The sequence below is a fragment of the Mycobacterium sp. ENV421 genome (genome assembly GCF_002887815.1).
In the GTDB taxonomy this organism is placed as follows: domain Bacteria; phylum Actinomycetota; class Actinomycetes; order Mycobacteriales; family Mycobacteriaceae; genus Mycobacterium.
This window is the reverse complement of record NZ_PDHO01000021.1, coordinates 17,762-31,096: the sequence shown is the minus strand read 5'-3', so window position 1 is coordinate 31,096 and position 13,335 is coordinate 17,762. Positions and strand designations below refer to the sequence as shown.

Sequence of the window (13,335 nt, the reverse complement as noted above, 5' to 3'; positions counted from 1 at the left end):
CTGCGGATGCCACCGCATGGCGCAGCGGGACGGAGGCGATCAGATGGCCGAATTGGGTTCGCACGCGGTTGTTCTGGGCGCCGGTATGGCGGGACTGCTCGCCGCGCGGGTGCTCTCGGAGTTCTATGCGTCGGTCACCGTGGTGGAACGCGACACGCTGCCTGATCGCGCCGAGCAGCGGACCGGCGTGCCGCAGGGACGCCATCTGCACAGCCTGCTCAGTCGCGGGACGCAGGCGATCGGAGAGCTGTTTCCCGGGATGCTCGAGGAGATGGGAGCGGACGGGGCCGTCGTCGACGACGGTGATGACCTGTCGCGGGTCTATGTCCGGATCGGAAATCATGAGATCAATCCCGTTGGCCGCCTGGCAGATCCGCAAGCCGTCGCGGCCTACCAAGCCAGTCGGCCGTTCCTCGAGTTTCATCTGCGCCGGCGCGTGACGGGGCTGGCGAACGTCACCGTCATCGGACAGCGGAACATCGTGGGGCCGGTGCTCGCGGACGGTTCGGTCACCGGCGTGCGGATCATCGACCGCGCGACCGGCAGCGCGACAATCCTCCGCGGCGATCTGGTGGTCGACGCCACCGGGCGCGCGGCGTGCTCGGCACGCTTCCTGACGAACCAGGGATTTGGTGCGATGCCTGAGGACCGGGTCCCGTCGACCGGGGGGTACTCGAGTCAGCTCTTACGTATCCCGCCGGGACGCATTCGGCAGCGGCTGGTCTTTGTCAATCAGGGCAGGCAGGCGCCGGGAGCGATGCTCGTCGCGTACGAACGCGACACCTGGATGCTGGCGGTGTCCTGCTCAGATGAATGTGGCTCGCCACCAAGCACATACGCCGAGATGATGCGAACAGTCGAGCGGATGTTGCCCGCCGAGATGGTGGCCGGACTACGTGACGCCACCTGTATCGGCGAGATCTCGATCTCACGCAACACCCGCGCGGTGTGGCGACGCTATGAACAATTGCCGGATCTACCGCCGGGCCTGGTTGTCCTCGGCGACGCTCTGTGCAGCCTAAACCCGCTCCATGGACAAGGCATGACCATGGCTGCCCTGCAGGCCCTTTCGTTACGCGACTGCCTGGGTACGGGCTCCGCCGACCTGCCCCGGCGCTTCTATCGAGCCGCGGCCGAATCCATCCGACCGGTGTGGGCGGTCAACCGGACCATCGATCAGCCCCAGCTCGCCTCGGTGCACCGCACGCAGGCGTGGCTGCAGCGTGCGGTATTGCGCGCTGCCGGCACCGATATCGCTGTGGCGGAACAGATTTTACGAGTCCGTGGCCTCATCGATCCGCCCGCAAGGCTGCGGGACCGGCGCTTTCTCGCGCGAGTCCTGCTCGCCGACCTGCGCCATCCGCGAGCGACACTCTTCACCCAGCCCGCCACGTCGCATTCGTCGCTCAATGGAAGCGACGAACAGGCCATTCGTGCGCTTGTCGACCGTCAGGCGCGTCGCCGCCGGGCGCCCACCCACATCACCCGACTGCGTTATCTCACACCCGATGTGGCGTTGATCCAAGCCCGCACCGCGATCACGGGACCGATCCGCCGGCGGCCCCGTCGCAACACCAGTGTCGCGGTGCGTACCGGCGACGGCTGGTCGTTGGCTTTTTCGCAGAACGCGGCTCACTGAAAGCGGGACAGTCATGCTCGAGACGATCTATCGCACAGCCCGGGGTCGGGTGCAAGACCTTGCCGCCACGCTCACTGGCGAGCAGCTTCAATCACACGTACCTGCCACTCCGCGATGGACTGTGCACGAGCTGATGGCGCACCTGGTCGGATGTGCGGCCGACGCCGTCAGCGGACGCTTGGACGCAGTGACGAGCGATCAGTGGACGGCACGTCACGTCCGGGAACGTCGGCGCAACTCGATCGAAGAGTTGATGGCCGAATGGGACCGGATCGGTGGGGCCGCTGACGCCACCCTGACCGACGAGCAACTCTACGGACCCAACCTGGCCATCGACACCATCTGCCACGAGGCGGATCTGCATGAGGCGCTGGGATTTCCGCGAGTGAACCGCGAGCACTGGCAGCCATTCCTGGACGTGACGATGCTCTATCTCGGCAGGCAACTGCGGCGCAGCACGACCCTGCTCATCGTGGATGACCAAGACCTGCAGTGGTGTTGCGGCTCAGGGGAGCCGATGACGCTGCTGCGTGCCGACGGCTATGAACTATTGCGCGCCAACCTGAGTCGCCGCTCGTTGAATCAGATCGCTGCGTGGGAATGGACGCCGGCGCCCACCGAGGAGATGATCCACGGATTCGGCGTGTTCGGCACGCGCATCGATGATCAGCCCGTGCCGGCAAGCTAGTCCCGCTCGTAGAACGCCCGCACGGTGTCGATGGTGTCGGCCTCGGCCGGGCTCTTGTCGTCGCGATACCGCAGCACCCGCGCGAAGCGCAGCGCCATCCCCGCGGGATACCGGCTGGAGCCCTGCACGCCGTCGAACGCGATCTCGACGACCTGCTCGGGCCGCACCGGCACCACATATTTGTCGAGCGGACCGGTCGCCAGTTCGCTGAACCGTGCGGTCTGCCACTCCAGCATCGCGTCGGTCATGCCCTTGAACGTCTTGCCCAGCATCACGAAGTCACCGGTGTCCGGATCGCGGGCCCCCAGATGGATATTCGACAGCTTGCCGGTCCGCCGGCCCGAACCCCATTCCACCGCCAGCACCACCAGATCAAGGGTGTGCACCGGCTTGACCTTGAGCCAGCTGGCACCGCGGCGGCCCGCCTCGTAGGGGGAGGCGGGCGATTTGGCCATCACACCTTCGTGTCCGGCGGCCAGGGTCACGTCCAGGAACTGCTGTGCGGCAGCGGCATCCGTGGTCGCCAGCCGGTCGACGCGCTGGTCGGCAGGCACGATCGCGTCCAGCGCGGCGAGCCGGGCATGCGTCGGTTCGTCCAACAGGTCGACGCCGTCAAGGTGCAGGATGTCGAAGAAGAACACCGAAAGTGGTTGTGCCGCCCGGGCTGCGGCCACATCAGTGCTCTTCCCGAACCGGGATGCGGTGACCTGAAATCGGTGCGGACGGTTGTCGGGGCGCAGCGCGATCGCCTCGCCGTCGGCGATCAGGGACGTCACCGGCAGTGCCAGCGCGGCGTCCACCACCTCGGGCAACCGGGCCGTCACGTCGTCGAGGCTGCGGGTGTAGACGGTCACGTCATCGCCCGAGCGGTGAATCTGCACGCGAGCTCCGTCGAGCTTGGCCTCGAAAATCGCGTCGCCACTGAGGCGTTCGAGCGCGTCCGTCACACCGGTCGCGGTCTGAGCCAGCATCGGACCGACCGGCCTGCCCACCGTGAGGGTGAAGTCGCCGAGGGCGTCGGCCCCGCCGGCAAGCGCTGAGGCCGCCACCGCGGGCAGATCGCCACCGAGCATGGCCGCTCGGCGAACGGCCGCGGTGGGCAGGCCTGCCGCCTTCGCCACCGCGTCAGCCATCACCCCGGCCTGGGCGCCTTGGCGCAACTCGCCGCCCAGTAATCGGCGCAGGAACACCTGCTCGGCGTCGGTGGCCGTGCCGAACAGTCCGCTGAGCAGCTCGGACCGTCGGGCTTGGGAGCCCTTGCCCGCGACGGCACCGATCTCGGTGAACGTCGCATCGACTGCGTGCACCGTCAGCGTGGATTCGTCAGCTGGTGCGGGCAGCGACCGAAGCGCCGCCCAGCCCACCCCGATCTGTCGCTGGGGCAGCTCCCCGGACAGCCACGACACCACGACCTGGACCGTCCGCGGATCCCCGATGCCTGACAACAGTTCGGCGATTCGCGCCACCTTGGCCAGCCGCGATGACGTCGCCGACACGACGGCGGAGGCGGCCACGACATCGCCGAGCAACATGGCTCCAGCGTGGCACGGCACTACGACAACCAGCTCGGGACAACCACGGTGTCAGGCGACTTCGAAGGACACCGAGTGCCAGCCCGTCGCGCCGTCGGGCGCCGGTGGCGCCTGGTCCTGAGTCTGTACCGCACCGGTGTTGTCGGTGGCGCGGACCGTGATCGTGTGGAACCCGCTCTGGGTGGCGGTCCACGGGAAGCTCCACAGCCGCCAGGTGTCATTCGAGTAGGCCGAACCCAGCTGCGCAGGCTGCCACGGACCGTCGTCGATACGGACCTCGACGGCCTTCACCCCCCGGTTCTGCGCCCACGCCACCCCGCCGAAGGTCACCGGACCCGTGGCCACCTTCTGACCGTCACGCGGCACGTCGATCCTCGACTCGGTCTTGATCGGGCCGCGTTCGGACCAGCCGAGCTTGGTCCAATAGGCCTGCACCCGGTCGAAGCGGGTCAACTCAAGGTCCACCACCCACTTGGTGGCCGACACGTAGCCGTATAGCCCGGGCACCACCAGCCGGGCGGGGTAGCCGTGCTCGACCGGCAGGGGAACGCCATTCATCCCGATCGCCAGGATCGAGTCGCGGGCATCGGTGAGCGCCTCCACCGGGGTGCCCGCGGTGAACCCGTCCACTGACGTCGAGAGCACCATGTCGGCATCAGTGTGGATACCGCTGTCCCGCAACAGGTCCCTGACCCGGTAACCGGTCCAGGTGGCGTTCGAGATGAGGTCGCCGCCGACCGGGTTGGACACGCACGTCAGCGTCACGACCTTGTCGATCGGCTCGAACTTCTTCAAATCGTCGAAGGTGTAGGTGATTTCGCGGTCGACCATCCCGTGGATGCGCAGCCGAAAGTCGGCACGGGAGAGCTGCGGAACGCTCAGAGCGGTGTCGATGCGGTAGAAGTCGCCGTTGCCGGTGATGAAGCTCGGCAGTTGGACGCCGGCCGGTGTGACGTCGGCGGGAACCGGAGACGGTGGTGCGGCCGAGGGCAGTGCGAAGGTGTCCCGGTCGCCGGACACCGAGTGCAGTCGTCGGGTGACCACCACACCCGCGACGCCGCCGAGCAACCCGAGTCCGGCGAACCCGAGCGTCGCCAGCGACAGCCGGCGCCCGGTATCCACCCCGGCGTCGTCGGAGGCGTCGGTGGCGCGGCCGTCGCCGGAGCGGCCGTCGACGATGCGGCCGGAGGTGAGCAGCCGCAGGACCGCGATCCCGCAGACCGCGCCGAGCAGGGTGGGGGTGATGTCGACCAGCCGTGCACCCGGCCGGGCCAGCACTGCCGCGCTTCCGGCTGCGGCCGCGAGCAGGAACGCCACGGAGCCGACCGGGACGCGGGATCGTTCCCAGATTGCGGCGACGGCGGCCAGCAGCCCGATCACGGCGATGACCGCCACCGAGAGGAACAGTTTGTCGGCCGTGCCGAAGGTCAGGATCGCCCATTCCTTCACCGGACCCGGCGTCGCGTTGATGACCGCGGTGCCCACGGCGGTACGCGCGTCGGCGGCCGGCGAGAAGAACGCAGCTGTCAGTTGGACTACACCGAGGGCGACGGCGGCCGCAGCCACCCCCGCTCCCATCCGCAGACCGATCGTGGATCGGGCCATGCCAGCCAACCTACCGCTGGGTAGGCACCCTTGGTCATTACCGTTCGATGACGAGCGGTAACGTGCGTACCGGCTTGGGCGCCACCGAGGTGTCCCCGCGAATTGAACTGCGAACTGTAAGCGGCACGGGAACCGTGCCGCGTCAACGGACAGGAGTATCGGATGGAGATCTCGGGCAAAAAGGTGGTCGTCGTAGGCGGCGCATCGGGCTTCGGACGGGCAAGCGCTGAGCTGCTGGCCTCGCACGGCGCCAAGGTGGCGATCCTCGACCGCGAAGGCACCGACGGCCCCGAGGTCGCGTCCAGTGTGGGCGGCCCCTTCATGCCGGTCGACGTCACCGACTTCGCGGGCACCGAGAAGGTGCTTGCCGAGGCGGTCGAGGCGCTGGGCGGCCTGCACGTCGTGCTGACCACCGCGGGCGGCGGTGTCGCGGAGAAGACGTTCGGCAAGAACGGCCCGCACGCCCTGGAGACCTTCCAGAGCACGATCAACCTCAACCTGATCGCCAGCTTCAACATCAGCCGCCTCGCGGCCGCGCACATGGCCAACAACGAGCCCGAAGACGAAGAGCGCGGCGTCATCATCAACACCGCCTCGATCGCCGCGTTCGAAGGCCAGATCGGCCAGGTGGCCTACACCGCAGCCAAGGCCGGCATCGCCGGCATGTGCCTGACCATGGCCCGTGACCTCGGCCCGGTCGGCATTCGCGCGCTCGCGATCGCACCGAGCCTGTTCGCCACCGGCCTGACCAAGGGCATTCCCGACGAGTTCGCCAAGGCGCTGACCAAGGACGCCGCCTTCCCGAAGCGGCTCGGCCGCCCCGAGGAATTCGCCAAGCTGGTCGCCGCGATCGTCGACAACCCGATGCTCAACGGCCAGTGCATCCGTCTCGACGCCGGGCAGCGCTTCGCCCCCAAGTGATCCGGCCGCCGTACTGCGGTCTCGACCGGCTGTGGTAAGGCATTAGAGGAATGGGCACCGCCGCCTCGAGGAGGATCCGATGGGTATCGCACTGACCGACGACCACCGTGAACTCAGCGAGGTGGCGCGCTCATTTCTGAGCACGCAGAAGGCCAGGGCGGCGGCGCGCGCACTGCTCGCCGACGACGCCGAGGAGACGACACCGCCGTTTTGGGCCGAGCTGGCCGGCTTGGGCTGGCTCGGACTGCACGTCGACGAGCAGTACGGCGGTTCGGGTTTCGGGTTGCCCGAACTGGTGGTCGTCATCGACGAGCTCGGACGCGCGGTGGCGCCCGGTCCGTTCGTGCCGACCGTCGTCGCATCCGCGGTGGTGTCGGCGATGGGCAGCGACGAGCAGAAGGCGCGACTCCTTCCTGGTCTGGTCGACGGATCCGTCACTGCCGCAGTCGGATTCGGTGGCGACCTCACCGTCACCGGTGACACCGCCGATGGCGACGCCGGCGTGGTCCTCGGCGCCGGACTCGCCGACTTGCTGGTGCTCGTCGCCGGTGACGACGTGCTGCTGGTGCAGCGAAGCGCCGACGGGGTCTCGGTCGAACTGCCGGGCAGCCTTGACCGGGCGCGCCGCTCCGGGCGGGTGACGCTGCGCGACGTCTCGGTGGCCGGCAATGTGCTGGCCGGGGCGCGCACCGCGGCGCTGGCCCTGGCGCGCACCCTGTTCGCGGCAGAGGCCGCGGGCGGAGCGTCGGACTGTGTGGACACCGCCGTCGAATACGCCAAGGTGCGTGAGCAGTTCGGCCGTACCATCGCGACCTTCCAGGCGATCAAGCATCACTGCGCTGACATGGTCGTCGGCTCCGAGTCTGCGGTCGCCGTCGTGTGGGATGCCGCCCGTGCTTTCACCGACGATCCGAAGCAGTTCGAACTGGTCGCCGCCGCGGCGGCTGCATTGGCGTTCCCGGCTTATGTTCGCAACGCGGAGTTGAACATTCAAGTGCACGGCGGCATCGGCTTCACCTGGGAGCACGACGCGCATCTGCATCTGCGTCGGGCACTGACCGTGCAGGCGATCCTCGGCGGGGACGGACCGGCCACCGACGTGTTCACCCTGACCGACGCCGGCCACGGCCGCGCCAACAGCCTGGACCTGCCACCCGAGGCCGACGAGCTGCGCACTCAAATCCGCTCTGATGCAGCCGAACTCGCCAAGCTGGACGACAAGGCGCAGCTCGACGAGCTGATCGCCACCGGCTACGTCATGCCGCACTGGCCCAAGCCGTGGGGTCGTGCTGCCGGTGCCGTCGAGCAGCTGCTGATCGAAGAGGAGTTCGCCGCCGCCGGGGTCAAGCGGCCGGACTACGGCATCACCGGCTGGGTGATCCTGACCCTGGTTCAGCACGGAACCCCCTCTCAGATTGAGCGATTCGTCGAGAAGGCACTGCGCAAAGATGAGATCTGGTGCCAGCTGTTCTCCGAACCGTCGGCGGGTTCGGACGCCGCGGCGGTCAAGACCCGGGCCACCCGCGTGGACGGCGGATGGAAGATCACCGGCCAGAAGGTATGGACCAGCGGGGCGCACTACTGCAAGCGCGGCTTGGCCACCGTGCGTACCGATTTCGACGTGCCCAAGCATGCCGGCATCACAACGGTGATCCTGGACATGGAAGCGCCGGGCGTGGAGGTCCGGCCCCTGCGTCAGATCACCGGCGGCGCGGACTTCAACGAGGTGTTCTTCAACGACGTGTTCGTCCCCGACGAGGATGTCGTCGGCGAGCCGAACGCCGGGTGGACCGTCGCGCGCGCCACGCTGGGCAACGAGCGGGTGAGCATCGGCGGCGGCGCAGGCACGATCGCGCCCGCGGCGGCGTGGCTGGTGTCGCTGACCAAGGCTCACGGCGACCGGGTCGCCGGCGCGGTCCAGTGGGTCGGCCGGTTCCTGGCTCGGGACCAGGCGCTGCGCCTGCTGAACCTGCGCCGCGTGGTTCGCGCGCTGGAGGGCGCCGGGCCCGGCCCGGAAGGCAACATCACCAAACTCATTCTGGCCGAGCAGTTCCAGGAGCAGGGCACCATCGCCGCTGCCCTCGTCGGGCCGGAGGCGGCGCTCGACGGTGGCGAGGGTGAATTGGCGGGCCGGGCGGCACTGGGGTCGCGTGCACTGTCCATCGCCGGCGGCACCTCGGAGATCACCCGCAACCAGATCGCCGAGCGCATCCTCGGCATGCCGCGTGACCCGCTGATCAAGTAGTCGCGGGTACCTGCCTGAGGGACTGAGCGTGCCGCGGGCAACCGCCGAGATCTACCTCATGGTCATGGTTGCGCCTCAATCGCGACCATGATGTCGATTTCGCGGCGATCGGCTGCCAGCGCCGACCGCGATGTCCCGGTGAACAGATCCGCAATCTTGTCCGCCGAGACCGGTTTCGGGCATGCTGCGGGGCGTGGCAGGCACCGACTCACTGGTTCTGGGCGCGAGCGGTTTCCTGGGCTCGCATGTGACGCGGCAGTTGGTGGAGCGCGGCGACAGCGTCCGCGTCATGCTCCGCAAGTCCAGCTCCACGCGCGGCATCGACGACCTGCCCGTACGGCGCTTCTACGGCGACATCTTCGATGACGCCGCGCTGAAGGAGGCGATGGACGGCTGCGACGTCGTCTACTACTGCGTCGTCGACACCCGGGCACACCTGCGCGATCCGGCACCGCTGTACCGCACCAACGTCGAAGGTTTACGTCACGTTCTCGATACCGCCGTGAACGCCGATCTGCGCAAGTTCGTCTTCACCAGCACCATCGGGACGATCGGATTGGGCACCGGTGGAGTCGTGAACGAGGACACCCCGGTCAACTGGGGCGGCAAGGGCGGCGGCTACATCGGCTCGCGGATCGCGGCCGAGAAGTTGGTACTGGACTACAGCCGCGACAAGGCGTTGCCTGCGGTGGCGCTGTGCGTATCCAACACGTACGGCGCAGGCGATTGGCAGCCCACTCCGCACGGGTCGCTGGTGGCCGCCGCCGCGGCCGGCAAGTTGCCTTTCTATATGGCCGGGATGGCGACGGAGGTAGTCGGCATCACCGACGCCGCCCGAGCACTGTTGCTGGCCGCCGACCACGGCCGGGTGGGGGAGCGTTACATCATCTCCGAGCGCTATCTGCCCTACCGCGAGCTCTACGAGACGGCAGCCCGCGCGGCCGGTCGGCGGGCGCCCCGGGTGGGAATCCCCAAACCGGTGATGAACGCGATCGGGGTCCTCGGCGGTGCAGCCGCCGCGCTCAGCCGACGTGACCTGCCGCTGAATCCGACCACCGTGCGGCTGATGGGGGTCATGGCACCGATGGATCACGGCAAGGCAACCCGCGAACTCGGGTGGCACCCGCGCGACGTACACGAGTCGATCCGGGAAGCGGTCGAGTTCTTCGATCAGCGACGACGCCAGCGGGCTCGCTGAAGAATCCCTCGTGTTTGCCGACGGGTGACTACGCTCGTGACGTGCCTGCGGCCCGGCTGATCCACGGATCACGAAGCGGGGCCGCGTGAGCGTCTCGCGTACTCGCGACCGGATCGGATTCGCCGCCGGCTTGTTCGGCTGGGTCGCCTTGCCCTACCTGGCCGGGTCGGTGTTGTCGTGGCAGACCTTTGGTGCCGGTATCGGACCCGCGTTCTTCCCGCCGGCCGGGGTGACGGTGGCGGCCATGCTGCTGACCCGCCGGACGATGTGGCCGGTGATCGTCGCAGCGATCGTGGTCGCCGAGCTCGCCGTCGACCTTCGCTACGGAGCGGGGTGGCAATCGGCGGTGGGATTCGCGGTGGCCAACTCGGTGGAGCCGCTGGTCGGGGCCTCATTGGTGCTGGCGTGGTGCAAGGGACCGCCTGATCTGCGCAAGCGTGAGGACCTCGCACGATTCGTGGCCGGAGCCATGGTGTTGGGCCCGCTGGCGGGCGGCGTGGTCGGCGGGCTGACCAGCTCTCTGCGCACCCAGGTCGACTGGGGCATGGCTGTCCTGCACTGGTGGGCCGGCGACGGGGTCGGTGTCTTGATGATCGGCGCACCAATCCTGTTGTGGCCAGTGCAATCCCACATCCTTCGATCGCGGATGCTGGAGACCGTGCTGGTCCTGACCGGCATGGCCGTGCTGACCGTGGTCTCGTTCCGCCTCTCGCTTCCCCCCGCGCTGTTCCTGCTACCGGTGATGGCGTGGGCGGCCCTACGTCTGGACATGATCGGCGCGGCCCTCTGCGGCGGCGCGCTGGCGTTCACCGCCAACGGCATGGCCAACGCCGGATACTCGACCTTCGAGAACCTCGATCTGCACCGCCCGGGCCAGTTGGCGATCGCTCAGGCGTTCATCGCGGTGGTGGTGCTGGTCGCGATGTTGACCGCGCAGGAAGCCGGGGGGCGTGTCACTGCGGTCAGGCGACACCAGGCCGAACAGCGTGAACGGGCCCGCCTCGAGACGCTCGCCAACCTCGGCCGGTTGCTGTCGGGGGCGTTCACCCAGAAACAGATCGGTGACGCGGTCATCAGTCAGGTGATCAATGACGCAGGCGCGCAAGCAGTCGCGGTCGGCCTGGTCAGTGACGAAGGCGCCGACCTCGAGTGGGTGGCGATGGGTGGCTATCCCGAATTCGTGGTCAATCAGTTCCACGAACGTGTGGCGGTCAGTGAGTCCACAGCGGCCACCGACGCGGTCCGCACCGGGCAGCCGGTGGTGATCCGCACCGTCGCCGAATATCGCCGGCGATACCCCGACAACGCCAAGTGGATGGTCGCAAGCGGCGGCGCGGCCGTAGCGAGCTGGCCGCTGACCGTGGGCGGCAAGGCAATCGGCGCGCTGGTATTGGCCTGGGCCGACACCCAACCGCTGGACACCGCGCAACTCGCGTACACCTCAGCAGTCGCGACGATGATCGGTCAGGCGCTGGTGCGGGCACGCATGTACGCCGACGAACACGCCCGCGCGGCGGTGTTGCAGGCGGCTGTTCTGCCGACCAGCCCGATTCGGATCGACGGAGTCGACGTCGGGGTGAGTTACGAACCGGCCGATCTGGTGCAGGGCCTCGGCGGCGACTGGTACGACGCGCTCGAATTATCGCACGGCCGAACCTATCTGGCGGTCGGCGATGTGGTGGGCCACGGGCTGCCCGCCGTCGAGGACATGGCTCAACTGCGCAGCGCCGGGCGGGCGCTGGCGCTACAGGGGTTGGCGCCGGCACAGTTGCTGTCGGCACTCAACGCGTTCACCCGTCACGCCAGCAACGGAAAATTCGCGACAATGGCTGTGGCGCTGCTGGATTCGTCCTCGTCGACCTTGTGCTACGCCTCGGCCGGGCATCCGCCGCTGTTGCTGCGGCGGGCGTCGACCGGGACGGTCATCCGGTTGGCCGGTGCGCACGGCCCCGTACTGGGCCCGATCGAGCGGGCGTCCTACAGCGAGGGCGACGTCGAGGTGGGGGAGGGTGACCTCCTCGTCATGTACACCGACGGGCTCATCGAACGTCGCGGCCAGGACATCGAATCAGGAATGGTGCGCGTCGAGCGCATCGTCGCCGACTGGCGGGGAGACGAGGCTCTGCCGTCGGCATGCCGGGAACTGACCCAGACCCTCGCGCCGCCGCCCCGCAACGACGATGTCTGCGCCGTCGCGATCCGCTTTGGAGTTGGCATGAGCAGCAATGCTTTTCGGGAATCAACCGACCGTTGAGCAACATCGAGGACCGGGCCGCCGAAGTTCCCGGAACGCTTGACTCGGCCGCGGTCGGTGCGCTGACCACCTGGGCGCGGGACAACGGAATCGGTTCGCGGGTCAGCGATGTCGAACCGCTGGCCGGCGGAACCCAGAACGTGGTGGTGCGGATGCGTGTCGACGACCGCCGCCTTGTGCTGCGCAGGCCGCCGCCCCACCCGCGTCCCAACAGCAACCGCACCATGCAGCGCGAGATCGCGGTGCTGCAGACGTTGGCCGGAAGCTCGGTGCCCCATCCCGAATTCGTGGCCGGCTGCGACGACCTCGGCGTGCTGGGTGTGGTCTTCTACCTGATGGAGGATGTCGACGGCTTCAACCCGGCGACCGAGGTGGCCCCCGCGTACGCCGCCGACCCACGGCTGCGGCATCAGGTGGGTCTGAATTACGCGGCAGACCTGGCCCGCCTGAGCGCAGCGCCGTGGCGGGGTCGCCCGTTGCAGCAGCTACACCGTCCGGGTTCCTTTCTGGCGCGCCAGGTTCCGAACTTCCTCGCGCTGCTCGACAGCTACCGGCACGAGAGCTACCGGCCGGAGATGCTGGAGGTCAGCCGCCTCGCGGACTGGCTCGGTGAACACCGGCCGCCCGACGGTGAGCCAGGCATCATGCACGGCGACGCACACCTCAACAACGTGCTGCTACGTCGCGACGCCCCCGAGGTCGCGGCGTTCGTGGACTGGGAGATGTGCACCATCGGTGATCCGTTGCTGGATCTGGGCTGGATCCTGGTGTGCTGGCCCGACGATCCGGACCCGATCAATGCCGGCCGGGAGTTGGCTGCACTCGGCGGGTTGCCGTCGCGCACCGAATTGGTCGCCGCGTACGCCGACGCCGGAGGCCGCCCCACCGGACACCTGAACTGGTACATCGCAATGGCGTGCTTCAAGCTGGCGATCGTCATCGAGGGCACGTACTCGCGGTATCTGGCCGGCCAGGCACACCGCGAAGCCGGTGAGCGGCCGCATGATTCGGCGAGCCGGCTGATCACCCTCGGCGTACAGGTCGCGACGGGCGACAACCCGTTCGTCTAGCGGCCGGGCTGGCTGCCCTGCCCGCAGGTGCACTGCTGGGCGGGTGGCACGTCGCGCATCACCTGGTCGACGTGCTCGCCACAACCCGCCCAAGTGGTTTTGTGACAGCGTGGGCATTCGACGGGATAGCACATATCAACTCCTCTGGGGTGAAAGCTTAGGGCGACGATAACCCGTTTGCGT

10 protein-coding genes are annotated in these 13,335 nt (G+C 68.3%); 7 read left to right on the top strand and 3 right to left on the bottom strand.

Annotated elements, in window-relative coordinates; genetic code table 11:
* Positions 1-16: 16 nt before the first annotated feature.
* Positions 17-1,639 carry an NAD(P)/FAD-dependent oxidoreductase gene (locus tag CRM90_RS21435; protein WP_233209440.1) on the top strand — a complete coding sequence of 541 codons (1,623 nt, stop codon included), beginning with the start codon at positions 17-19 and terminating at the stop codon, positions 1,637-1,639.
* A 13-nt stretch (positions 1,640-1,652) separates the two neighbouring features.
* Positions 1,653-2,327, top strand: coding sequence for a maleylpyruvate isomerase N-terminal domain-containing protein (locus CRM90_RS21430; protein ID WP_102808952.1), 675 nt, complete (start codon positions 1,653-1,655; stop codon positions 2,325-2,327).
* On the opposite strand, the gene CRM90_RS21425 is transcribed toward CRM90_RS21430, so the two are convergent.
* Together CRM90_RS21425 and CRM90_RS21420 are read right to left on the bottom strand one after the other, a co-directional pair.
* Entirely contained in the window at positions 2,324-3,859 is a 1,536-nt protein-coding gene (locus tag CRM90_RS21425; RefSeq protein WP_102808951.1) for an ATP-dependent DNA ligase, read from the bottom strand. The genes CRM90_RS21430 and CRM90_RS21425 overlap by 4 nt on opposite strands.
* 51 nt (positions 3,860-3,910) lie before the next feature.
* On the bottom strand, positions 3,911-5,464 hold the full coding sequence (locus CRM90_RS21420; RefSeq protein ID WP_102808950.1) for a molybdopterin-dependent oxidoreductase: 1,554 nt from the start codon (positions 5,462-5,464) through the stop codon (positions 3,911-3,913).
* Between the two features lie 162 nt (positions 5,465-5,626).
* Here CRM90_RS21420 and CRM90_RS21415 point away from each other — a divergent pair, with 162 nt between their 5' ends.
* The 5 genes from CRM90_RS21415 to CRM90_RS21395 all read left to right on the top strand — a co-directional run bounded on the left by CRM90_RS21415 (position 5,627) and on the right by CRM90_RS21395 (position 13,152).
* Positions 5,627-6,385 carry an SDR family NAD(P)-dependent oxidoreductase gene (locus CRM90_RS21415; RefSeq protein WP_102808949.1) on the top strand — a complete coding sequence of 253 codons (759 nt, stop codon included), beginning with the start codon at positions 5,627-5,629 and terminating at the stop codon, positions 6,383-6,385.
* 79 nt (positions 6,386-6,464) lie between these two features.
* Positions 6,465-8,630 carry an acyl-CoA dehydrogenase family protein gene (locus tag CRM90_RS21410; RefSeq protein ID WP_102808948.1) on the top strand — a complete coding sequence of 722 codons (2,166 nt, stop codon included), beginning with the start codon at positions 6,465-6,467 and terminating at the stop codon, positions 8,628-8,630.
* A 181-nt stretch (positions 8,631-8,811) separates the two neighbouring features.
* A complete protein-coding gene (locus CRM90_RS21405; RefSeq protein ID WP_102808947.1) occupies positions 8,812-9,828 on the top strand; it encodes an NAD-dependent epimerase/dehydratase family protein in 1,017 nt (338 codons plus the stop codon).
* A gap of 85 nt (positions 9,829-9,913) precedes the next feature.
* Positions 9,914-12,082: a SpoIIE family protein phosphatase gene (locus CRM90_RS21400; RefSeq protein WP_102808946.1), complete on the top strand. Its 2,169-nt coding sequence runs from the start codon at positions 9,914-9,916 to the stop codon at positions 12,080-12,082.
* Positions 12,079-13,152, top strand: a complete 1,074-nt coding sequence (locus CRM90_RS21395) for a phosphotransferase family protein (RefSeq protein WP_199189990.1) — start codon at positions 12,079-12,081, stop codon at positions 13,150-13,152. The genes CRM90_RS21400 and CRM90_RS21395 overlap by 4 nt, the downstream gene beginning before the upstream one ends.
* Here the strand turns inward: CRM90_RS21395 and CRM90_RS31580 are convergent.
* Positions 13,149-13,286: a DUF8730 family Cys-rich protein gene (locus CRM90_RS31580; RefSeq protein ID WP_502693297.1), complete on the bottom strand. Its 138-nt coding sequence runs from the start codon at positions 13,284-13,286 to the stop codon at positions 13,149-13,151. The genes CRM90_RS21395 and CRM90_RS31580 overlap by 4 nt on opposite strands.
* Positions 13,287-13,335 lie beyond the last annotated feature (49 nt).